10 protein-coding genes and 1 pseudogene are annotated in these 21,917 nt (G+C 71.2%); 3 read left to right on the top strand and 8 right to left on the bottom strand.

All coding sequences use genetic code 11. The annotated features are described in order from the left end of the window. Nucleotides 1-138: 138 nt before the first annotated feature. The 7 genes from tsaE to glmS form a co-directional block, all read right to left on the bottom strand. On the bottom strand, nucleotides 139-663 hold the full coding sequence (gene tsaE / locus AC07D6_RS06960) for a tRNA (adenosine(37)-N6)-threonylcarbamoyltransferase complex ATPase subunit type 1 TsaE (protein WP_315876850.1): 525 nt from the start codon (nucleotides 661-663) through the stop codon (nucleotides 139-141). A 10-nt stretch (nucleotides 664-673) separates the two neighbouring features. Then, the gene (locus AC07D6_RS06955; protein WP_479042966.1) at nucleotides 674-1,867 is read right to left on the bottom strand and encodes an alpha/beta fold hydrolase; all 1,194 of its coding nucleotides are present in this window, start codon (nucleotides 1,865-1,867) and stop codon (nucleotides 674-676) included. A 184-nt stretch (nucleotides 1,868-2,051) separates the two neighbouring features. Continuing rightward, nucleotides 2,052-3,239 carry an alanine racemase gene (gene alr / locus AC07D6_RS06950; protein WP_479042628.1) on the bottom strand — a complete coding sequence of 396 codons (1,188 nt, stop codon included), beginning with the start codon at nucleotides 3,237-3,239 and terminating at the stop codon, nucleotides 2,052-2,054. A gap of 185 nt (nucleotides 3,240-3,424) precedes the next feature. Further along, nucleotides 3,425-4,057, bottom strand: coding sequence for an SMI1/KNR4 family protein (locus AC07D6_RS06945; protein WP_315876848.1), 633 nt, complete (start codon nucleotides 4,055-4,057; stop codon nucleotides 3,425-3,427). 97 nt (nucleotides 4,058-4,154) lie between these two features. Then, nucleotides 4,155-5,594 carry an NAD(P)H-hydrate dehydratase gene (locus AC07D6_RS06940; protein ID WP_479042624.1) on the bottom strand — a complete coding sequence of 480 codons (1,440 nt, stop codon included), beginning with the start codon at nucleotides 5,592-5,594 and terminating at the stop codon, nucleotides 4,155-4,157. Nucleotides 5,595-5,598: 4 nt separating this feature from the next. Then, entirely contained in the window at nucleotides 5,599-5,967 is a 369-nt protein-coding gene (locus AC07D6_RS06935; protein WP_315876846.1) for a holo-ACP synthase, read from the bottom strand. After that, nucleotides 5,964-7,811, bottom strand: coding sequence for a glutamine--fructose-6-phosphate transaminase (isomerizing) (glmS, locus tag AC07D6_RS06930; RefSeq protein WP_315876845.1), 1,848 nt, complete (start codon nucleotides 7,809-7,811; stop codon nucleotides 5,964-5,966). Before glmS ends, AC07D6_RS06935 begins: the two co-directional genes overlap by 4 nt. 104 nt (nucleotides 7,812-7,915) lie before the next feature. On the opposite strand from glmS, the pseudogene AC07D6_RS06925 reads away from it, so the two are divergent. Beyond that, a pseudogene (locus AC07D6_RS06925) lies at nucleotides 7,916-8,579 on the top strand (site-specific integrase); the annotation flags it as partial. Between the two features lie 498 nt (nucleotides 8,580-9,077). Here AC07D6_RS06925 and AC07D6_RS06920 read toward each other — a convergent pair. After that, nucleotides 9,078-16,769: a ricin-type beta-trefoil lectin domain protein gene (locus AC07D6_RS06920; protein ID WP_479042622.1), complete on the bottom strand. Its 7,692-nt coding sequence runs from the start codon at nucleotides 16,767-16,769 to the stop codon at nucleotides 9,078-9,080. Between the two features lie 909 nt (nucleotides 16,770-17,678). On the opposite strand from AC07D6_RS06920, the gene AC07D6_RS06915 reads away from it, so the two are divergent. Both AC07D6_RS06915 and coaA read left to right on the top strand, forming a co-directional pair. After that, the gene (locus tag AC07D6_RS06915) at nucleotides 17,679-20,702 is read left to right on the top strand and encodes an FG-GAP repeat domain-containing protein (RefSeq protein ID WP_479042620.1); all 3,024 of its coding nucleotides are present in this window, start codon (nucleotides 17,679-17,681) and stop codon (nucleotides 20,700-20,702) included. A gap of 169 nt (nucleotides 20,703-20,871) precedes the next feature. Beyond that, nucleotides 20,872-21,879: a type I pantothenate kinase gene (gene coaA / locus AC07D6_RS06910; RefSeq protein ID WP_391652971.1), complete on the top strand. Its 1,008-nt coding sequence runs from the start codon at nucleotides 20,872-20,874 to the stop codon at nucleotides 21,877-21,879. Nucleotides 21,880-21,917: the final 38 nt, after the last annotated feature.

Raw genomic sequence — 21,917 nt, 5'->3', positions numbered from 1 at the left:
GCTCCGCTGGCGGGACGGGTGAGTTAGGTAGACCTAACCAGCGTCTGGTATCCATGTGACCACGCCTCGGAGGTACGGCGCAACAATGTACCGACGTCTTGTCGGAAAGTACGTGCGTCGTCGGCTCACGGTGCGCGATCAGCGCGGAACGAGGTCCACGCCCTCCCAGCGCGCCCCCACACCGGTCAGCGTCACCTCGCGCCGGTCGTCGTCCGTGGAGCCGACGACCCGGTCGATCACCACGTGCAGCCGGTCGTCGGTCAGCTCCTCGACCTTGCCCTCGCCCCACTCGACCACGACCACCGACTCGGGCAGCGAGACGTCCAGGTCGAGGTCCTCCATCTCGTCGAGGCCGCCGCCGAGCCGGTACGCGTCGACGTGCACCAGCGCGGGGCCGCCGACCAGGGACGGGTGGACGCGGGCGATGACGAACGTCGGGGAGGTGACCGCGCCGCGCACGCCGAGGCCCTCGCCGAGGCCGCGCGTCAGGGTCGTCTTGCCGGCGCCCAGTTCGCCGGTGAGCATCACGAGGTCGCCGGGGCGCAGCAGCCCGGCGAGGCCGCGGCCGAGCTCCTGCATCTCCTCGGGCGAGTGGACGGTGAGGCGGGCGGTGGCGGCGGGGGTCCCGGCGGCCCCCGTCGTGTCGGTGTGCGCTGCTTCCATACCTGCCAACCTAACCGCTGCCGGTGGCCGCCCCCGCGTCGTCCGGGGCCAGTGCGCCGGCCCGCACCAGCAGGTCCACCAGCCGCGCGGTGACCGCCCCGGGGTGCTCCAGCATCACCAGGTGCCCTCCGCCGGGGACGACGGCGAGCTCCGCGCCCGGCAGGAGCGCGGCGATGGCCTCCGTGTGGGACAGGGGCGTGACCATGTCCCTCTCCCCGGCCAGGGCCAGCACGGGGACGCCCGCGTCGGCGAGGACCGCCAGCGCGTCGGCCTTGTCGTGCTCGGCGAACGCCGGGTAGAACTCCGCGACCACGTCGATCGGCGTCGCCTCGATCATCCGCTCCGCGAACCGGGCGACGACCGGGTCCACGTCCCGCGACCCGAAGCTGTACCGCTTGACCAGCCCGGCGAACAGGTCGGCGGTGGCCCGCCGCCCCCGCTCCACCAGCTCCGCGCGCGCCCCGAGCGCCCGCAGGACGCCGGGCAGCGCGCGCCGCACGGCCTGGGCGGGCACCGTGGGCAGGCCGTAGGTGATCTCCGCGAGCCGCCCCGAGGACGTACCGACGAAGGCGACGCCGACGACGCGGTCCCTCACGAGCTCCGGGTACTGGTCCACCAGCGCCATGACGGTCATCCCGCCCATGGAGTGCCCGACCAGCACCAGGGGGCCCTCCGGCGCCGCCGCGTCGATGACGGCCTTCAGATCGCGCCCGAGCCGGTCGATGGAGACGGGCCCGGCGCCCCGGCCGGACCGCCCGTGGCTGCGCTGGTCCCAGTACACGCCGCGCACCAGGCCCCGCAGGGCGGCGCGCTGGAAGTGCCAGGAGTCCTGGCTGAGGCAGTAGCCGTGGCTGAAGACGACGGTGGCGCGCGCGGCGCCGGGCACACCCGCGCGGCCGGGGCCGCCGGGGTCCACGAGACCGTCGGGGCCTTCGGGGCCGCCGGGGTCCTCGGGACCACCGGGACCACCGGAGCCCTCGGGACCACCGGGACCACCGGAGCCCTCGGGACCGTCGGGGCCCCCGAGGTCCTCAGTCTCGTAGTGAAGGGCCGTGCCGTCGTCCGCGCGCGCCGTGCCGGGGGTGCCGCGCAGGGCGCCGTACGGGGCGGAGGCGTCCAGGGCGAGGCGGGCCTTCCGACGGACACCCCGGCCCATGGTGAGCCGCTCCAGGGCGACCCCCGCGGCCGCGCCCGCCGCGACCACGCCGATGGCCGCGCCCGCGAACCCGGCCCGCCGCCGCCAGCCCCCGGCCGCCACCTCACCGGCCACCACCGCCGCCTCACCCGCCACCGCGGCGGCCTCCACGACGGCCGCGCCGACCGCCGAGGCGGCCGAGGCCGCCGCGCCCGCCCCCGTATCCGTACCGGTCCGTGTCACGGCTCCCCCACTACCCCCGTTCGTGGAGGTGGACGCGCGGCACGCGCGCGCCGACGCGCGTGACGATCTCGTACGCGATGGTTCCGGCCGCCCGCGCCCAGTCCTCGGCCGTGGGCTCGCCGTCGTCGCCCGGCCCGAACAGCACCGCGCAGGCGCCCGGCTCCACCGTGTCGTCGCCCAGGTCCAGGACGAACTGGTCCATCGCGATCCGGCCGGCCACGGTCCGGACGGCACCGCCCAGCAACACGGGGCCGCTGCCCGAGGCGTGGCGGGGGACGCCGTCCGCGTAGCCGAGCGGGACGAGGGCGAGGTTCGTCTCGCGGTCGGTGACGTAGTGGTGGCCGTAGCTGACGCCGAGGCCCGGCGGCGCCTGCTTCACCGACGCCACACTGGCGGTCAACCGCATCACGGGCCGCAGCCCGAAGTCGGCGGGGACGCCCAGCTCGGGGCTGGGCGAGATGCCGTACATCGCCACGCCGGTGCGGACGAGGTCGAAGTGCGTCTCGGGGAGGGTGAGGGTGGCGGGCGAGTTGGCCATGTGCCGCACCTCGGGCTCGACGCCGGCCTTCTCCGCGTACTCCAGCATGTCGTGGAAGCGCGCCAGCTGGGCGCCGATCGAGGGGTGGCCCGGCTCGTCGGCACAGGCGAAGTGGGACCACAGGCCGGTCACCCGTACGTGGTCGTCGGCCTGGGCCTTCAGGGCCTCGCCGACGAGGCGGGGCCAGTCGCCGGCCAGGCAGCCGTTGCGGCCGAGGCCCGTGTCGGCCTTGAGCTGGACGCGGGCGGGGCGGCCGGCGGCGCGGGCGGCCTCGACGACCTCGTCGAGCGCCCACAGCCCGCTGACGGCGATGTCGACGTCCGCTTCGACGGCGGCGCGGAACGGCCCGCCGGGCGTCCAGAGCCAGCACAGGAGCGGGGCGTCGATCCCGGCGGCGCGCAGCGCGAGCGCCTCGTACGGCGTGGCCGTGCCCAGCCAGGCGGCCCCCGCTTCGAGTGCGGCGCGGGCGCACGGCACGGCGCCGTGCCCGTACGCGTCGGCCTTCACGATCCCCATGACCCGGGCGCCGCTCGGCTCGACCCGGGCCCGTAGCGCGCGGACGTTGGCGCGGAGCGCGGCGAGGTCGACCTCGGCGCGGGCGCGGGTGCCGGGGTGCTCGGGCTCGTGGGCGGCGCGGAGGTGCTGCGGTGTCTCACTCATCGCGCCCAGTGTCTCAGGTACGCCCCCGGACCCCCGGCGCCCCGCCCCGCCCTGTCGTCCACCTCACGTCCACCGCACGTCCACCGCGCCCGCCCGCCGGCCCCGACCCGGCTCCGCGCGCCGGCCCGTCCACCGGCTCCGCCTCCGGCCCGGCGGCCCCGGCCCGGCCGCCGCGCCGGGCGGGGTCAGGCGCCGTCCGGGCGGTCCGGGCGGGGCTGGGCGTACGGGTCGGGGTCGCCGGTGACCGGGTCGAGGCCCGCCAGGAAGCGGCGCTGCTCCTCCCGCCAGTGCACGAAGCGGGCCGGGGCTCCGTCCCAGAAGACGAGGCTGACCGGCGGGTCGTCGAACTCGTCCGCCAACAGCCGGTGGAGGAACTCCGCCATCCCGTACGGGTGGACGGTGAACGTCGGCGACGTGTGCCGCCCGCACACCACGACCGGCCACCGGTCGGGGTCCGCGTCGGAGGTCAGCCAGCACAGGATGTCCGGCCCGGCCGTGACGCCCCACGCGAGGAGGTCCTCCGGGTCCACGTCCAGCGCGTCCCGGCCGCCCTCCGCCCGCCAGGCGTGCCGCACGTTCGCGGTCTCCTCCGCGAGGTCGGCCGGCGGCCACTGGAGGCCCTCCCTCGGCAGCGGGAGCAGGACGACGGCCTCGCCGTTGATGGAACCGCCGCCGTACCGGGCCATGAAGTCCCGGTAGTCGGAGGGGAAGGCGACCCCCCACCGGGCCTCGGCGGCTACCCAGTCGACCTGTTCGTCCGCCCCGTGCACCGGCGGCATGAGCCGCGCCAACGCGGCGACGTGCGGGTTCTCACCCACGATCTCTCCCACCCCTGGAAAACGAGCAAATCCTACGCAGCCCGGCGACCGCCGCCCGGCCCGCCCCCGCGCGGGACGCCCGCACCCGTGCGCCCCGTCAGTCCGCGGCGCTCCCCGCCGTGTCCCGCCAGGCGTCCGGCAGCGCCCGGGCCACCTCGTGGGCCGTCAGCGGGGCGCCCCGGGCCGCGCGGCGGGCCGCCAGGCCGTGGAGGTACGCCGCCGTCGACGCCGCGTCGCGCGGGGCCAGGCCGGCCGCCAGCAGCGAACCCGCCAGGCCCGACAGGACGTCGCCGCTGCCGGCCGTGGCCAGCCACGGCGTCCCCGTCGCGTTCACCCGCACCGGGACCCCCGGCTCCGGGTCCGCGACCAGCGTCGTGGAGCCCTTCAGCAGCACCGTCGCCCCGTACCGGCCCGCCAGTTCCCGCACCGCGTCCAGCCGCCGCGCCTCCACGTCCTCGCGGCCGGTCCCCAGCAGGGCCGCCGCCTCGCCCGCGTGCGGGGTGAGCACGGTCGGCGCGGGACGGGCCCGTACCGCCGCCGGGTCCAGCAGCCGCAGCCCGTCCGCGTCGACCAGCACCGGCACGTCCGAGGCCAGGACGTCCTCCGCGCCCGGCGTGTCCGCGAGCCCCGGGCCGATCACCCACGCCTGGACCCGCCCCGCCTCCCCCGGCGGCCCCGGGTGCACCAGCGTCTCCGGGTACCGGGCCAGCACGGCGGTGCCCGCCGGCCCCACGTACCGCACGGCCCCGGCGCCGCCGCGCAGCGCGCCCGCGACGGCCAGCACGGCGGCGCCCGGGTAGCGCGCCGACCCGGCGACGACCCCGACGACCCCGCGCCGGTACTTGTCGCTCTCCGCCGCCGGCACCGGCAGCAGCCGCGCCACGTCGGCGTGCTGGAGCGCCTCCAGCTCCGGCGGCGACGGCAGCAGGTCCCCGATGCCGATGTCGACGAGCCGCACGGCGCCCGCGTACTCCCGCGCCGGGTCGACGAGCAGCCCCGGCTTGTACGCCCCGAACGTCACCGTCGCGTCGGCCCGCACCGCCTCCCCGTCCACGGCGCCCGTGTCCGCGTCGACGCCGCTCGGCAGGTCCACGGCGACCACCACCGCGCCGGAGTCGCGCGCGGCCCGGACGACCGGCACGGCGTCCGGGCGCAGCCCGCCGCGCCCGCCGATCCCGGTGATCCCGTCCAGGACCAGGTCGGCGCGCGCCAACGCGGCGAACGGGTCGTCGGCGACCCGCCCCCCGGCCCGTACCAGCGCGTCGAGTCCGCCCTCGTGGACCCGCGCGCCGAGCGGCACCGCCGTCACCCCGGCCCCGCGCCGGGCGAGCCGCGCCCCGGCGTACAGGGCGTCACCGCCGTTGGCGCCGCTGCCGACGAGGAGGACGACCCGCGCCCCGTACACCCGCCCCAGCAGCCCCGCGCAGGCGCCGGCCAGACCGGCCGCCGCCCGCTGCATCAGCGCCCCCTCCGGGAGCCGGGCCATCAGCGCGGCCTCGGCGGCCCGCACGTCCTGAACGCGATACGCAGTACGCATGGGCTCAACCTTCGGCGATCACCACGGCGGACGCCACCCCCGCGTCGTGGCTGAGCGACACGTGCCAGTGCCGCACGCCGAGCTCCGCGGCGCGCGCGGCGACCGTGCCGCGCACCCGCAGGCGCGGCTGCCCGCTCTCCTCCACGTACACCTCGGCGTCCGTCCAGTGCAGCCCCGACGGCGCGCCGAGCGCCTTGGCGACGGCCTCCTTCGCGGCGAACCGCGCGGCGAGCGAGGCGACCCCCCGCCGCTCGCCGCTCGGGAGGCACAGCTCCCGCTCCAGGAACAGCCGCCGCGCCAGTTGCGGGGTGCGTTCCAGCGCCTCGGCGAACCGGTCGATCTCGGCGACGTCGATCCCCACCCCGATGATCATTCGACGGTGACCGACTTGGCGAGGTTGCGCGGCTGGTCGACCTCGTTGCCGCGGGCGGTGGCCAGCTCGCAGGCGAAGACCTGGAGGGGGACGGTGGAGACCAGCGGCTGGAGCAGCGTCGGCGTGGCGGGGACGCGGATCAGGTGGTCCGCGTACGGGACGACCGCCTCGTCGCCCTCCTCCGCGATGACGATGGTGCGGGCGCCGCGGGCCCGGATCTCCTGGATGTTCGACACGATCTTGCCGTGCAGAACGGACCGCCCGCGCGGCGAGGGCACGACCACGACGACGGGCAGCCCCTCCTCGATGAGCGCGATCGGCCCGTGCTTCAACTCGCCCGCGGCGAACCCCTCGGCGTGCATGTACGCCAGCTCCTTGAGCTTCAGCGCGCCCTCCAGCGCCACGGGGTAGCCGACGTGCCGCCCGAGGAACAGCACGGTGTCGTGGCCGGCGAGGGACCGGGCCAGCTCCCGCACGGGCTCCATGGTCTCCAGGACCCGCTCCACGTCCTCCGCGATCCGGGCGAGGTCCCGGATGACGGCGCGGACCTCGTCGCCCCACTTGGTGCCGCGCACCTGTCCCAGGTACAGCGCGACGAGGTAGCAGGCGACGAGCTGGGTCAGGAACGCCTTGGTGGACGCGACGGCGACCTCGGGCCCGGCGTGCGTGTAGAGCACGGCGTCGGACTCGCGGGGGATGGTGGAGCCGTTGGTGTTGCAGATGGCCAGGACGCGGGCGCCCTGCTCGCGGGCGTGCCGCAGCGCCATGAGGGTGTCCATGGTCTCGCCGGACTGGGAGATCGCGACGACCAGGGTCCGCTGGTCGAGGATCGGGTCCCGGTAGCGGAACTCGCTGGCCAGCTCGACCTCGCAGGGGATGCGGGTCCAGTGCTCGATGGCGTACTTGGCGATGAGCCCCGCGTGGAAGGCCGTGCCGCACGCGACGATGACCACCTTCGTGGCCTCCCGCAGCGCGGCGGCGGGGATGCGCACCTCGTCGAGCGTCAGCGACCCCTCGGCGTCGATCCGGCCGAGCAGCGTGTCCGCGACGGCCTTCGGCTGCTCGGCGATCTCCTTGAGCATGAAGTAGTCGTAGCCGCCCTTCTCGGCGGCGGACGCGTCCCAGTCCACGTGGTACGAGCGCACCTCGGCGGGCGCGCCGTCGAAGTCGGTGATGACGGCGCCGTCCCGGCGCAGCTCGACGACCTGGTCCTGGCCCAGCTCGATCGCGGAGCGGGTGTGGTCGATGAACGCGGCGACGTCGGACGCGAGGAACGCCTCGCCCTCCCCGACGCCGACGACCAGCGGCGAGTTGCGGCGGGCGCCGACGACGACGTCCGGCTCGTCGGCGTGGACGGCGACGAGCGTGAACGCCCCTTCGAGGCGCCGGCACACCTGCCGCATCGCCTCGGCGAGGTCGGCGGTGGACGAGTGGGCCTCCGCGAGGAGGTGCGCGACGACCTCCGTGTCGGTCTCGGAGCCGAGGGCGTGGCCGCGTTCGGCGAGCTCGGCGCGCAGGGCGGCGAAGTTCTCGATGATGCCGTTGTGGACGACGGCGACGCGGCCCGCGTTGTCGAGGTGGGGGTGCGCGTTGGCGTCGGTCGGGCCGCCGTGCGTGGCCCACCTCGTGTGCCCGATCCCGGTGGACCCGCTCGGCAGGGGCCGGGAGATCAGTTCCTTGTCCAGGTTGACGAGCTTGCCCGCCTTCTTGGCGGCGGCGAGCCCCCCGTCGGCGAGCACGGCGACCCCGGCCGAGTCGTAGCCCCGGTACTCCAGCCGCCTCAGCCCCGCGATGACGACATCAAGCGCCGACTGTCCGCCGACGTATCCCACGATTCCGCACATGGCGGCAGCCTACGACCCCACCCCGGCGGAACCCCGCACATCAGCCCACCCGGCAAAACCCCGCCCCGGCGCGCCGCGCACCCGCCGCCCCAGTGCAAGGGCACCGCGCCGTTCCGGCTCGGTGCCGCCCCGGCTCGGTCCGGCCCGGCGAGCTCGATGGCCTGTGCGTCGATGGCGGCGGGCTGTACGCGCTGTACGAACTCGCACTGCAAACCGGACTCCGCAAGGGCGAACTCCTCGGCCTCCGCTGGGAAGACCTCAACCTCACCACCGGAACGGCCAGCATCCGCCGCTCACTCCAGCGCACCCGCACCGGTGGCCTCACACATCTCCCCACCAAGACCCGGGCGTCCGAGCGCCGCATCGCACTCCCGACCGAATGCATCCACTCCCTCAAGAAGCCCCAGGAACGGCAGGACAAGGAGCGGGAGACCACCGGGTGGGCCTGGACAGACAGCGGCCTCGTCTTCTCCACGCCCACTGGCCGCCCTCTTGACCCGGCCAACCTCACCCGCCGCTTCCGCAGCTTCCTCGACCGCGCCGGGCTCCGCCGAATCCGCTTCCACGACCTCCGCCACTCTGCCCCTGGAGTAGGGCGTCGACCTCGTCGTCATCAAGGAGCTGTTGGGCCACGTCCACCTCGGCGTCTACGCGCACGTACGACTCCGACTCCAATGCCAAGCCATCGACATTCTCAGCAACGCACTCGGCGAAGCCATCGACGGCAACGACGACCCACCAGTCGCAGCCGCAGCCGTCGTCCGCTGACGTTGCCGTCAGCATTGCCGTCATCGGGACTGGAGCCTGTCAGGCACGTTCCGCGCCCTTCGGCCATTCAAAAGACTGAGGTGGCGCCACCAGAGCCGCGAGAACACCCCCCACACTTTCGTCGGTAAGAGCGATCAAGCTCCACCCACCCCCCCGGAGGGCAAATAGGCCAACCGGAGGGCCATCCTCGTCGAGAACTGCAAAGAAATCCCGCCACCCAAATCTATTCTTCCGGAACTTATCCAGTGTGGAATATCGGTATCGATACGTGCCTCGAAGTGTGGACCTCGGCCCAACTCCAACGCGGATCAAACCGGATACCTCCTCAAGGATTTCCGGCACAACGGGAGGCGGCAGCAAAACCAACGACTGACATTTGGCCCTTTGAAGCAGCTCCGCAATCTTCAAAGCGGGCACTTCTTGCACACTCGCCAAGACGACTCCATTGAGAACGCTGGTGGGCGGTACCCGCAGATACCGCCCACCAGAGCTTAATTATCAGAACCCGAGATCCTCTAGTCGCGCACCGGGCCATGCCGCCCTGGCTCGACCTTTCATGACCCCTTGAATGATCACTTCATCCTCGCCGCGAAGGTCATCTTCGACCCATGACTGATCGTTTACATGAACGTGGAAACGTCCGTCGGGGATAGTGGCTCTAATAACAACTCCACTACCTCCACCTAGAGTAGCCGCCCGAATCGCGGCAGCGGGACTGGTGGTCCAGCTGGTGTAGTCACTATCGGTCATACCGAGATGGTGCATCTCAGGCGTCGAGTCCCCGCCGCGCGGCCTTGCAATTCCTTCCACCGCATCATCAAAGGCAGGGTTGGGGCCGCCGGTTTCGCCGCTCACTTCCGCGACTCCCCGATAGACCGTGGTGCCGCCACCGCAATTGTGCACAAGTACCGGCGCAGCCCCCGCCAGCACATAGTACGTGTGCAGGTCGCTGACGGTGAGGTTGTGGACTGTGGCGTCCGAGGAGGTCCAGCGCTTCACCGCCGTGACCTGGACCAAGGTGCCGGCGCCCGTTCGGAGCCACTGGCCGGCCTTCAGGTCGGTGGCGTTGATCCACTTTCGCAGCTCGGGAACCCAGAAGGGGTGGCCTTCGGTCGCGGTGATGGTTTCCGTCTCCGAGCCGCTGTCGCCGTCCGTGTCCACAGTGATGGCGACGAGGTGCTTCACACCCTTACCGGTGATCTCGGCAGCGACCGTCTCGACACGGGTTTCTCCCGTCTCGGGGTCGGTGGCCACGACCTCGTCCCCGGTCTTGACCTCCTCGATCGGCTTGGTGGAGCCGTCCGCCATGAGGACCGGCGTGCCGGGAGCGAAGCTGTTGCTGTCGCGGTTGCAGGAAGTCTTACCGGTTACTTTCGCTCTGACTTTCTCGTAACCGGCGGCAACCGACTTCTTGGCCTTCGCCATGGCCTTCTCGGCCTTCTGGACGGCGTTGCCTACCTTCTCCGCACCCTTCTTGACCTGCTGGGTGAGGGACTTCTGGGCCTTCTCCTTCGCTGCTTGAGCGGCCTTCAGCGCCGCGGCCTTCTTCGCTGCGAGGGCTTTTTCCGCGGCTCTCTTCGCCGCCTGTGCCTGGGCGATGATCTGCCGCGCCCTGTCGAGGCTCTTCTTCCAGGCGCTGATGGCGTTGTACGTCCTCCACGCCGTGCTCATGACCTTGCCACCCAGCTTGAGGAGCTTCGTGAACGGGATGGCGTCCATGATCAAGCTGCCGCAGGCCCAGATGTCACCCCTGGAGAAGCAGCCCTGCAGGGCACCCCAGTCGATGAAGGCGTTCTTCAGCAGGTCCCAGAGGTTCCGCTGGATGATGTCCATCATGGTCATCTTCAGCTGGCCGTTGGCCCACGCCAGCTCACCGGACGACGGGGCGCCGTAGTCGCCACCGCCGCCGCCACCGCCCCCCGGCGCGGCGGATATCAGGCCGGTGGGGTCGGCGAACGTGACCGGGTTGTTCTCGCAGTAGAGGTAGCCGTTCTTCTGGATCGGGTCGTCCAGGTCCAGAACCGGGTCCGCGGAGATGAAGCGGCCGGTCGTCGGTTCGTACTCCCGGGCTCCGAGGTGTACCAGGCCCGTGGAGCGGTCGTCGGCCCCGTCGATGAAGCCCCGGTGCGACCGCCAGCCCCCGTGCTCGTTCCGCTTCACACCGAAGGCGTCGAGCTTGTTGAACTGGACTTCGTTGCCGGGGGCGAGCCGCACGCTGACGTACGAGCTGCCGGTCTGATCGGCCACCTGTGCCGAGAGGCTCGAGGCCGACGACCCCATGACGGAACGCATCACCGTCGGCGCGCCGGGGTGGGCGTAGTACCGCTCGGTGTGCGAATGGGCCCCGTTGGCCGCCATGGTGACCGTGGTGTCGCCCAGGTACAGGGTCCGTGCGCCGGACGTCAGTGCCAGCAGGCGTTCACCGCTCGGCCCGTAGACGTAGGTGGTCTCGTCCGCCGGGATCCACGACTGCGCCGCGCCGCCCGTGTCACAGGTCGCGAGCTGCAGATCGGTGCCGTCGGCGGAGTCGCCGCCGGGAACGGCCATGCACTTGCCGGAAGCGACGTGCTTGAGCTTGCCGCCCGCTTCGACGGCCGTCCACACCTGCTCGGGCGCGCCGTTGCACGTGGCGATCACGACGGGCGTGCCGGCGGCCGTCGCCCCGTCCTTGGGCGTCGCGCACTGGTCCAGGACCTTCAGCGCGCCCTTGCCCGCGTCTCCCGGCGCGGGCGACATGGGTTGGATCCGGAACTGCTGCGGTCGGGAGCCGTTGCACACGTACAGCTGGAGCGGCGTCCCGGCCGCCTTGGAGCCTCCGGAGAGGTCGAGGCACTTGCCGGCGAGACCGGTCCACGCGCCCGCGCCCTTCTCACCGAAGCCCGAGATCTTCTCGACCTTCCCGTCCCACGTCCAGGAGAGCGTCTGCTCGTCGCCGCTCTCCACCCGCGAGACGGTGTTGCCGGCCTTGTCGTAGGCGCGGGACAGGTCCGCCTTCACCATGGCGCCCGCGTCCGTGCGGTACGTGGAACTCATCCCGGTCAGGGTGTGCGGCTGCGTTCCGTCGGCGGCCCCGTAGGTGTACGTCGTCCGGGCGTCCTTCGACGGGTCCAGCACCGTCTGGGTGCCCGCCTTCGCGACGTACCGGTCCAGGAGCTCCGTCCGGTTGCCCATCTCGTCGTAGGTGTACGACTTGTGGTACCCGTCGCCCGCCGGTCCCGCGGTCACGGAGACGGGGGTGCGCTCCGGGTCGTCGTTCACCGCGCACTCGGCTTCGTCACTGGTCCACGCGCGGGTCAGCTGGCCGAGGTAGTCGTAGCGGAAGCACTGCCTGTCGGTGGTGCCGTTCGCCCTGTCCTCGATCTTGGTGACGTTGCCCGCGTGGTCGTACGCGTACGAACGGGCGTTGACCCTGCCGCCGCTTCCGCCGGGCGCCTCACTCGACTCGCGGTCGACGAACGTCTGCTCGAGGGCGCCCGAGCGCTCGTCGATGAGGTTGCTGGTCCACACCCGGTTCGGGTGTTCACCGGTGACCGCCCGCAGCACCTCGCCGTACACGCTGTACGAGACGTCGGCCGTGTACCAGTCCAGGCCGGACGTCGAGATCGGCAGCCCCTCGTCGTTGTACCGGGTGACGACCTTCTCCGCGCCCAGCGCTCCGGCCGCCGGCAGCGCCACCGACTTCGGCAGGCCCATCTTCGTGTAGTCGTAGGCGTACGAGTAACTCTGCTCGAAGCCGTACGCCTGGGCGATGGACGCCGGCAGGGTCAGCCGCATGCCGGTCGGCTGGTAGTCGTCCGTGTAGCCGAGCACCGACTGTGTGTAGGGGAGCCCGTCCGTGTAGCGGGTGGACGCCACGGGCAGGCCCAGTCCTCCCGGCAGGCTGTCGTAGGTCTGGGAGGTCAGCAGTGTGCCCGCGGACGAGGTGAGGCGTTGTTCGGTGGGGCGGGACAGCTTGTCGTAGCCGTTCCACACCGACACGCCACGCCCGTCGGTGGTGTTCACCGGACGGTTCAGCACGTCGTACGTCGTCGTGGACGTACCGGTGTCGGGATCCGTCGAGGAGGTGAGGCGGCCTCGCGCGTCGTACGTCCAGGACCAGACGTTGCCCTTGTGGTCGGTGGCCTTGCTGCGGTTGCCGCGCGGGTCGAACTCGTACTCGGTCGAGCGGGCCGCGGTCCGCGTCGCGTTCGTGAACGTGTCGACGCGCACGGTGCGCCCCAGCGCGTCGCTGTAGCTGCGTTGGGCTGGAGCGCCCACCGGGGGAATCGCGACCGAGTAGTCGAATCCGTATTCGTTCCGCGTGGTCTTCTCGGGCTTGGCTGCGCCCTTCTCGAAGGGCGTCTCGGTGAGGACGCGGCCGAGTCCGTCGTACGAGTAGAGCGTCGCGTTCGGGACGGAGTGGTCCAGGACGCTCCACAGCACGGGCTGTGGAGCACCCTCGACGTAGTAGGCGTTGTTGGTGCGCTCGACGGTTCCGCTGTGGTTGTAGAAGGTGTCCGTGATCAACCGGCCCTTGCCGCCGACCGCGGGCATCTGCCGTTGGCGCTCGCGGCCGAGCCCGTCCAGGATCACGACGGTCCGGTCGTAGTCGTCCCTCTCGTTGAGCGTCGCGGTCACGACGGACACCGGTTCGCCGGGCTCGCTGTTGTAGGTCATCTTGACCGACGGCAAATCGGTGACCGCCTGGCCGGGGGCCCAGCCGGCGACGGTCCGGCCGAGTGCGTCATAGGCGTACGACGTGCTGCGGCCGTTGGCGTCGACTTCCCGGACGGCCGTTCCGCGGCCGGGCTCCAGGTGCGAGACGGACGTGTGGCCCAGCGCGTTCTTCGTCGTGACCGAGTACACCTGGCCGACGGCGGGTTCGTAGGACGTGGTCGCCGCGTTGCCGGCCGCGTCGGTCGTGGTCGTCGGACGCCCGTACGCGTCGTAGGCGACCGTGCCGTTCTGGATCCAACCGCCGCCCTTGCCGCTGACGTCCCACGTGGTGGTGGCCAGGCCGGTCGTGGGCGCGGCGCCGAACGCACCGCCGTCGTACGCGACGCGGCCGCCGGAGATCCAGTCGCCGCCGGTCGCGGTGGACGCCTCGGCACAGGTGCCCGCCGTGGTGAGGGTTTCCTTCGACAGGCCGATGACGTGATCGGAGACGTTGTGGACGTACGACATCACCGAGCAGGACTCGTCGTTCGACCGCTCGGTGTCGCCGAGCACCTCCACCTTGACGGGAAGCCCGTAGATGGGTTCGTACGTCGTCGTCGCCTTGGTGGTCCTCCAGTCGCGCGTGTCGCCCTCGCGCGTGCCGGAGGACCGTGTGACGGTGACGGTCGCGTCGGTCTGGACCCGATGGGCCTTGAGGGCGTCCAGGCCGTCGTCACGGCTTCGAGAGGCGAGCTCGACCGCCGTCGGGTGGTCCACCGAGCGGCTGATGAGGTGACCGCCGTAACCGTCGTACGTGAGGGTCTCGGCGACGCGGCCCTGGAAGGGCGGCAGGTCGTCGGCGATCTTCGCGCCGCTCGCGTCCTTCACCGGTACCGACCGGGTGCCGCCGGGGGCCGGCAGCGGGTCGCCGTGCATGCCGCGGAAATAGCGGACCTCGCCCATCGAGCGCGTGGTGCCCCGGTGCTCGACCGTCGACTCGGCGCCCGCCACCGTGCGGACCATGGAGTAGCCGCGCCACTGGTCGTACGTACGGGTCTTCTTCTTGGAGAACTCGGCCTGGTTCAGTGCCCAGGCGCCGCCCCGTTCCAGTGCCGTGGCCGTGGCGCCGGTCTCGCCGTATTCGTAGGAAGTGGTGACTTCCTTCACGCCGTTGACCGCCGGGTGGTCCGTGACCTTCCTGACGACGTACTTGTTGAACCAGTCGATCGTCTCGTCGGCCTTGTCGGGGTCCGGATGCCAGTACGCCGGGAAGCAGAGGCCGGTGTTGGCCTCCGGCTTCGGGAATCCGGTGCCCGTCGCGCACGGCCCCGTGGGGGAGCTGTACTCGACCAGGGTTTCGCCGCCGTACTCGTTGATCACGCGCTGGATGCGCAGGCGGTCGAAGGTCGGGTCGGGGTCCTTCGCGCCCTTCTTCACCCGGTTGTACATGGGTTCGGAGTTGGAGACGAACTCCACGGGACGCAGGCGGACGGTCTCGCCCTGAGGGTCGTGGCCCGTTCGGGTGATCGAACCGAGCCAGAGGGCGGTGCCCTCGTCGGTCAGGTCGGACGGCAGGGTCTGCTCGAGCGTCCACGTGTCGACGGGCGACAACGTGGTGGAGCCCTGAGTGCGCTGTGCGGACGTCCTCACCTCGGCCAGCCGGATCCGGGACCAGAAGGTGGGGACGGGAACGAAGCACTTCTTGCCCTGGCCGTTCGAGCAGTGCAGGTCGGCGGGGGTGTCGAACCAGATCCGGTTCTTGGCGAAGTCGCCGGATGTGAAGTTGTCGGGGTCACACGTGAGGTTGCCCTCGCTGAAGCAGCGTTCGGCCACCGTGAACGCGACACGCGCCGTCGGTTCGGAGCTGAACAGCGTGCCGGACCTCTGCCCGTAGTCGATGCGCTTCAGGTACCCGCCGCGCACGTACTTCGTCGGGGCGGAGTACTTCAGGTTCTTGGCGAAGTAGTTGTACTCCTTGGCCCACCAGAGGGACATCGCGTTGCCGTGGGGGTCCACGACGTAGTCGAGGTTCCACCGCCATCCCTCGTCGCAGAACGAAGCGGCGAAGGAGGAGTCGTAGCAGGGCTCGTCGGACTGGTTGCTGGAGACGGGGACGGTGAAGACCGAGTTGGTCAGCGGGTCGTCCGCCTCCGCGCCGTTGTCGCTCCAACCGGGGAGCTTGTGGCGCCCGAAGTGGTACTGCGTCCCGTCACGCGTGGTGACCACCCAGTATTCGCCGTCCGCGTCACCGTTGGCGAGACCGACGTCCTTGCGCAGTTCGATGCGCGAACCGTCGCCGTTCGCGGTGTGCCAGGTTCCGTCGGAGTCGTCGCGCACGAGCTCGGTCGTCATGCCGCCGAGGGTGAGTGTCGCGTTGTGGGACCCCCAGCACAGATCGCCGGTCTTGCGATCGGCGTTGTTGCCGTTCGTGCGGTCGTCACGGCAGGCCCGGTAGGTGCGGGTGATCGAGCCGGGGTTGTACTCCCAGCCTTCACCGATCCACGACACCTGGTTGTTGGTGGCGGAGGTACGTCCGTCCGCCGCCTGGGAGTTGTAGGAAAGGGACAGCTCCGGAGCCGGCCCGCCGGGCACGACAGGCGCCTGCATCGCGTACGTGTACGAGAATCCGCCCGCGCCGGTACCCGCCGACCACGAGCCGGCACTCGGCAAGGGCGTCGCCGAGAAGTCCCCCTTGGCACCGCTCGCCTTGGGGACGGCGACCATGACCGACGGGCCGCCGCCGGACATGGCGCCGGTCCACAGAGCCGGGCCGGCCGCCTTGGGGTTTCCGCCCTTCGGCGCCCGGAAGACGGCGGCGCTGGTCGCGCTTGCGGCCTTCGAGGCGGACGCCGGCGCGGCGGGGCCGACGGGGTCCGCGGACGCGTCGGTGAGCGAGGCCACGTCGATGGTGGCCTCGATTCGGCGCGTGCCGTCCAGCTGGCCGTCGCTCACCCGGTCACCGGCCTGTGGCTCCACCGTGTTGCGGGTGGCGACCTCGACGGGTTCCGAGCACCCTTCCACGTCGGGCGTGTCGAGGAAGCACGCGGGGAACCTCACGAGCTTCAGTCGGTCGGCCCAGTTGGCGCCGTACAGTTCGGCGAACTTCGTGTAGTTCAGGGCGACGACGGCCGTGCCCGTCGCGGTCGCCGGGGGAATCACGGAGAAGGCGACACCCTCGACGCCTGCAGCGGCGAGCTCCGCCTGACCGATGACTCTGGCCTGCCAGGAGCCCTCGAGCGCTGCCGCCTGCTCGGCCGTCGCCGTGTCGGGGGCACCCACCTCCACGGGCAGGGTTCCGACGGGTTTGGTCACGCCTGCGGTGAGCCCCGAGATCGGCTCGGTCTCCGTTTCGGCGGCGGGGACCGCGGTCTTCTTCGGCTCGTAGTCGAGAGTCAGGGGCGCCTCGGCCGTCGTCATGTCGGCGAGCGGTCCACCGTCCTGGCCTTCGGCGGCCTGTACGGCAGGGAGATCGACGAGGTCGACACTCGTCCGGTCGTCCTTCGGCGGCACGGCGAACGCGGCCGGCAACGCCCCCATCGTCAGCGCCAGCGCCACCGGGGCGATGACGGCCGTGCGCAGACGAAGGCGTCTACGGCGCTCGGTTCTCGTGCCGGGCAGACTTCCCCGGCCGCTCCATGAAAGAGATCCCCACACGACGGCCGCGGCCCCCCACAGTCGACTAAGGCCAAGAAGGCGCATGCGGACTGGGTCCGGCTGCACGCACACCCGAGGCGATTTTGATGGGGCGAATGCTTGGCCATCGATTGTTGCCGCGTCAAATCAGTTTTCTGCTTTGTGCTTTTACTCACCCCGTATTTCGGGATGGTCCGCACACTCCGGGTGATGCGAGATAAAAACTGACCACCTTGCCTGCCGCTGAACTATCCGGAGCAGGCAGACATTCATAAGCATGCTCGGTGAAATCATCCGGAAATGGCACTCAATTTGCCCTTCATGCGCCCTTTGGTGACGTTTGTGCGGGCCGCCGGGTGTGCCATGTAAATGGAAACGCGGGAAAGCCACCCGCGGTTGCCGTAACCGCCGGGCCCACACGGGAACCTCACATTCGGGATACGCCATGGATGTGGCGTGTGCGATGCGTCATGATTCACTCGCCCCGATCTCCGCCTCACCCGCCCCCGACGCGGCGGGAGGCCTCCGGAACTGTCGACGGAACGGGGATGGACACGCTTGTCGACGGCACTGCCGCCAGTTCCACCGGCGGGGCCGTAAGGGAGGGGACCCGGAACCGTGAATCGTCGTCTCATCCGTGCTGTGCCCCGGCGCATCACGGCGGGTTTGGCGGCCGTCGTGGCCGGCACACTGTGCGTGACCCTGCTGGTCCCCCAAGGGGACGGGGGTGAAGACGCGCCGAGGGCCAAGCCCCCACGACAGGGCGCGACAGCGCCACTGGACGAGGAAGCCGCCCAACGGCAGGCCCGCAGCACGGGGAAGCGGGTCGAAGTGACCGCTCTGCGCGGGGCGACTTCCACCACGCACGCGCTGCCCGACGGAACCTTCGAGCTGACGGCGCACGCCGCGCCCGTACGGGCGAAGGTGGGCGGCGGCTGGAAGGCCATCGACACCTCTCTGGAACGTACGGCCGATGGCTGGACCTCGAAGGCGACCGTCGCTCCCGTGACCTTCCACCGGGGCGGCAACGGCCGGTCGGCGGCGCCCCGGAGCGACGAGGCCCACCGCGACCGCCGGGCCTCACGGTCGACCGCCTCCGCCCGCACGTCGGTGACGGCCGGATCGGCCCCCTCGGTCGGCCTGTCCGAGGCCGGCCAGACGGACGATCCCTACAGTCCACTGGTGACGTTCGAATCCGATGGGCACAAGATCGTCATGGGCTGGCCCGGAGCGCTTCCGGAGCCCGTGATCAAGGGGTCACGCGCGCTGTACCACGGCGTGCTGCCCGGCGTGGACCTCGTCCTCACGGCTCGGGACAGCGGTTTCAGCCATGTCCTGGTGGTCCACAACGCGGAAGCCGCGGCCAACCCCGCCCTCCAGAAGCTCTCCTACCGGCTCTCCTCACCGGACCTCACGTTCCACCTCGACCCCGTGACGAACGTCGTGGCGGCCAAGAGCGCGCAGGGGGCGGAGATCGCCGTCTCACCGACCCCGTACATGTGGGATTCAGCGGGTCGGCCCGATGCTGCCGAGGGAGCCCCCCGCCACGACGGCACACCGGCCGCGACCGGGGCCGACGTACTGGCCCTCCCCGCACTGGCCGGCCCGCTCAACGACGCCCACACGGCCGTCGGCGGCGCCGAGCTGGCGGGGCAGGGCGCCGGCGTCGCCGTACTCTCCGTCCTCCCGGACAAGTCCCTGCTGTCGGGCGGGGACACGGTCTGGCCGGTCTTCGTCGACCCTTCCATCACCGGAAAGACCCACAACTGGACCACCACGTACGCGAAGTACCCGGACTCCAGCTTCTACGACGGAGCCAATTACAGCTCGGGCACCACAGAGGCCCGGGTGGGTTACGAGTCGGACACACGCGGTCTCTCACGCTCCTTCTTCACCCTGGGCTGGAACACCGGTTTCAGGGGAGCGATCATCAGGGACGCCAACATCCGCCTCCTCGAGTCATACGCCTGGTCGTGCACTGCCCAGGAAATGCAGATCTGGCAGACGAGCACCATCTCGCCCAGGACCACCTGGCGGAACCAGCCGGCCAAGAAGACCGAGATCGGGCGCAAGTCCTTCTCCCACGGCTACAACTCCAACTGCCCCGACGACTACGTCTCCTACGACGCCAAGCCCATCGCGCAGAGCGCGGCCAGCGGCGGCTGGACCAGCCTCACCATCGGTCTCTACGCCACCAACGAAAGCAGCAGCTCGGCGTGGAAGAAGTTCAAGGCCGAGGGCGAATCCGCCCCGAAGATCATCATCAGCTACTACCGCCCGCCCCACGGCCCCAGGAACCTGACCATGTCACCCGGTTCCAGCTGTGACGTCACCGACGACCCGGTCTCCGTCGGCCAGGCCGACTTCACCTTCTCCGCCACCGGCTCCGACCCGGACAGCGACCTGAAGTACCTGGACTTCGAGATCTGGGCGAAGGGAAGCACCAGCAAGGTCTTCGACGGCAACCGGCCGACCGACAGCGCCGGTCGCGCCAGTGTGTCCCTCACCAGCGCGTCGTTCGTCAACGGGAAGACATACCTCTGGCGTGTGCGTTCCGTCGACGCCACAGGGGCGACCTCCGGTTACACTCCCGCCGGCACTCCGTGCGCATTCGTGTACGACTCTTCGGCACCCAGTTCCCCCGGCGTGACCTCCACCAAGTTCCCGGAGGACGACGGCGACGGCACCAGATGGAGCACCGTCCCGTTCGGCACCGCCGGCGCCTTCTCCTTCACGACGTCCAACGCGGACACGGTCCGGTTCGCCTACTCCTTCAACTCCCTCGCCTACGACAAGTCGGTCAACCGCACGGGCACGGGTACGACCGCCACCGTGGTGACCCTCGCGCCGCCGGTCGCCGGGCCCAACGTCCTGTACGTGAGGGCCGTGGACAGCTCCGGCAACGTCTCGAGCCCGTACAAGTACCTGCACTACGTCACGCCGCGCCCCACCGCCGACGGGCCCGGAGACGTCACCGGGGACGGCACGGCGGACCTGTTCGTCATCACCGAGTCGGGCAGCCTCCGCACCTACCCCTCCGACCGGACGGGTTCGGTGCGCATCTTCATGCAGGCCGCCCACCGGGACGGAACGCTGCTCGACGCGGATGTCGACGAGGACGGTAAGCCGGACCAGGGCGGTTACTGGAAGGACTCTGCCGGCAACCCTTCTCTGATCACGCACAACGGCGACTTCGTACCGGGTGACGGCATCCAGGACCTGGTCGCCCGTATGAGTGACGGCAAGCTGTACGTCTACCGCGGTGACGGCTACGGCAGTGTCGACATCGATCAGCGCCTTGAGGTACGGCTCCCCAAGAACGCGCCCAGCGCTTCCAGCCTCACCCAGATCCTGGCCGTGGGGGACATCACCGGAGACAAGCGCCCCGACCTGCTGGCGACCTCCGGGGCGGAGCTGTGGGCGTTCACCGGGTACACCGGTGGCACGTTCGCCTTCGCGGACCTCTTGAGCAGCGAGTGGCTCACCAACGACCTCGTGACCGTCGGTGACTACAACGCCGACGGCAACGCGGACCTGCTGTACCGGGCCTTCTCCAGTGGCCGCCTCTACCTGCGGCACGGCAAGCGGGACGACGACGGGGGGACCAGCCTGGCCTCGCTCGGCTCGGCCGGCGCGTCGTTGAACGGGACGGACGCGCTGTACAGCACCGGCTGGAGCGCCGGTATCTTCCCCCTGATGATGGGCACGCCCGACGTCACGGGGGATGGCATTCCGGACATCTGGGCCGTGCCGTCGGACGGATCGCTCCGTTTCTACACGGCGACGGATTCGAGCGCGGGCAGCTCAAGGACCGTACTCGTCAACGGCTGGCTGGCGCACAAGGCCTTCGGCTGACACCCGTCTCCGACCCGGGACCGGGGCAGCACCATCCGTCCGGTGCCCTTGCGGCGGCCCCCGCCGCAAGGGTGCCGCCGCAAGGGCACCGCGCCGTCCCGGTGGCCGGTACCACCCACGTGACCGAGCACACCCCCCACGGCCGCCCCGCACGACCGACAATGGCCGTGTGATCACTTCGCCGCCACGAAGCAGCACACCCCCGCCCGGCACCCCTCCGGGCGTGTCCCGGCGTGCCGAGTCGACGCCGTACGTCGACCTGACCCGGGAGCAGTGGAGCGCGCTGCGGGACAAGACGCCGCTGCCGCTCACCGCCGACGAGGTGGAACGGCTCCGCGGTCTCGGCGACGTCATCGACCTGGACGAGGTCCGCGACATCTACCTGCCGCTCTCCCGGCTCCTCAACCTCTACGTGGGCGCCACCGCGAACCTGCGCGGGGCGCTCAACACGTTCCTCGGCGAGAAGGGCGCCCAGCGCGGCACCCCGTTCGTCATAGGCGTCGCCGGGTCCGTCGCCGTCGGCAAGTCGACCGTCGCCCGCCTCCTCCAGGCGCTCCTGGCCCGCTGGCCCGAGCACCCGCGCGTCGAGCTGGTCACGACGGACGGGTTCCTGCTGCCGATGAAGGAGCTCCAGGCGCGCGGCCTGATGTCCCGCAAGGGCTTCCCCGAGTCGTACGACCGGCGCGCGCTCACCCGGTTCGTCGCGGACATCAAGGCCGGCAAGGACGAGGTCACCGCGCCCGTCTACTCCCACCTGATCTACGACATCGTGCCCGGCCGGCGCCTCACGGTGCGCCGCCCGGACATCCTCATCGTCGAGGGCCTCAACGTCCTCCAGCCGGCCCTGCCCGGCAAGGACGGCCGCACCCGCGTGGGCCTCGCCGACTACTTCGACTTCTCCGTGTACGTGGACGCCCGGCCCGAGGACATCGAGCGCTGGTACCTGAACCGCTTCCGCAGGCTGCGCGAGACCGCCTTCCAGGACCCGTCCTCGTACTTCCGCAAGTACACGCAGGTCAGCGAGGAGGAGGCGCTGGACTACGCCCGCACCATGTGGCGCACGATCAACAAGGTGAACCTCCTGGAGAACGTCGCCCCCACCCGTGGCCGCGCCAACCTCGTCGTGCGCAAGGGCCCCGACCACAAGGTCCAGCGGCTCTCCCTGCGCAAGCTCTGAGTCCGGTACGGACGCGGAGAGGCGCCCCGCGCGGCCGG

The sequence above is a fragment of the Streptomyces sp. NPDC045287 genome (genome assembly GCF_056432325.1).
This window is presented reverse-complemented; position numbering and strand designations above follow the sequence as displayed.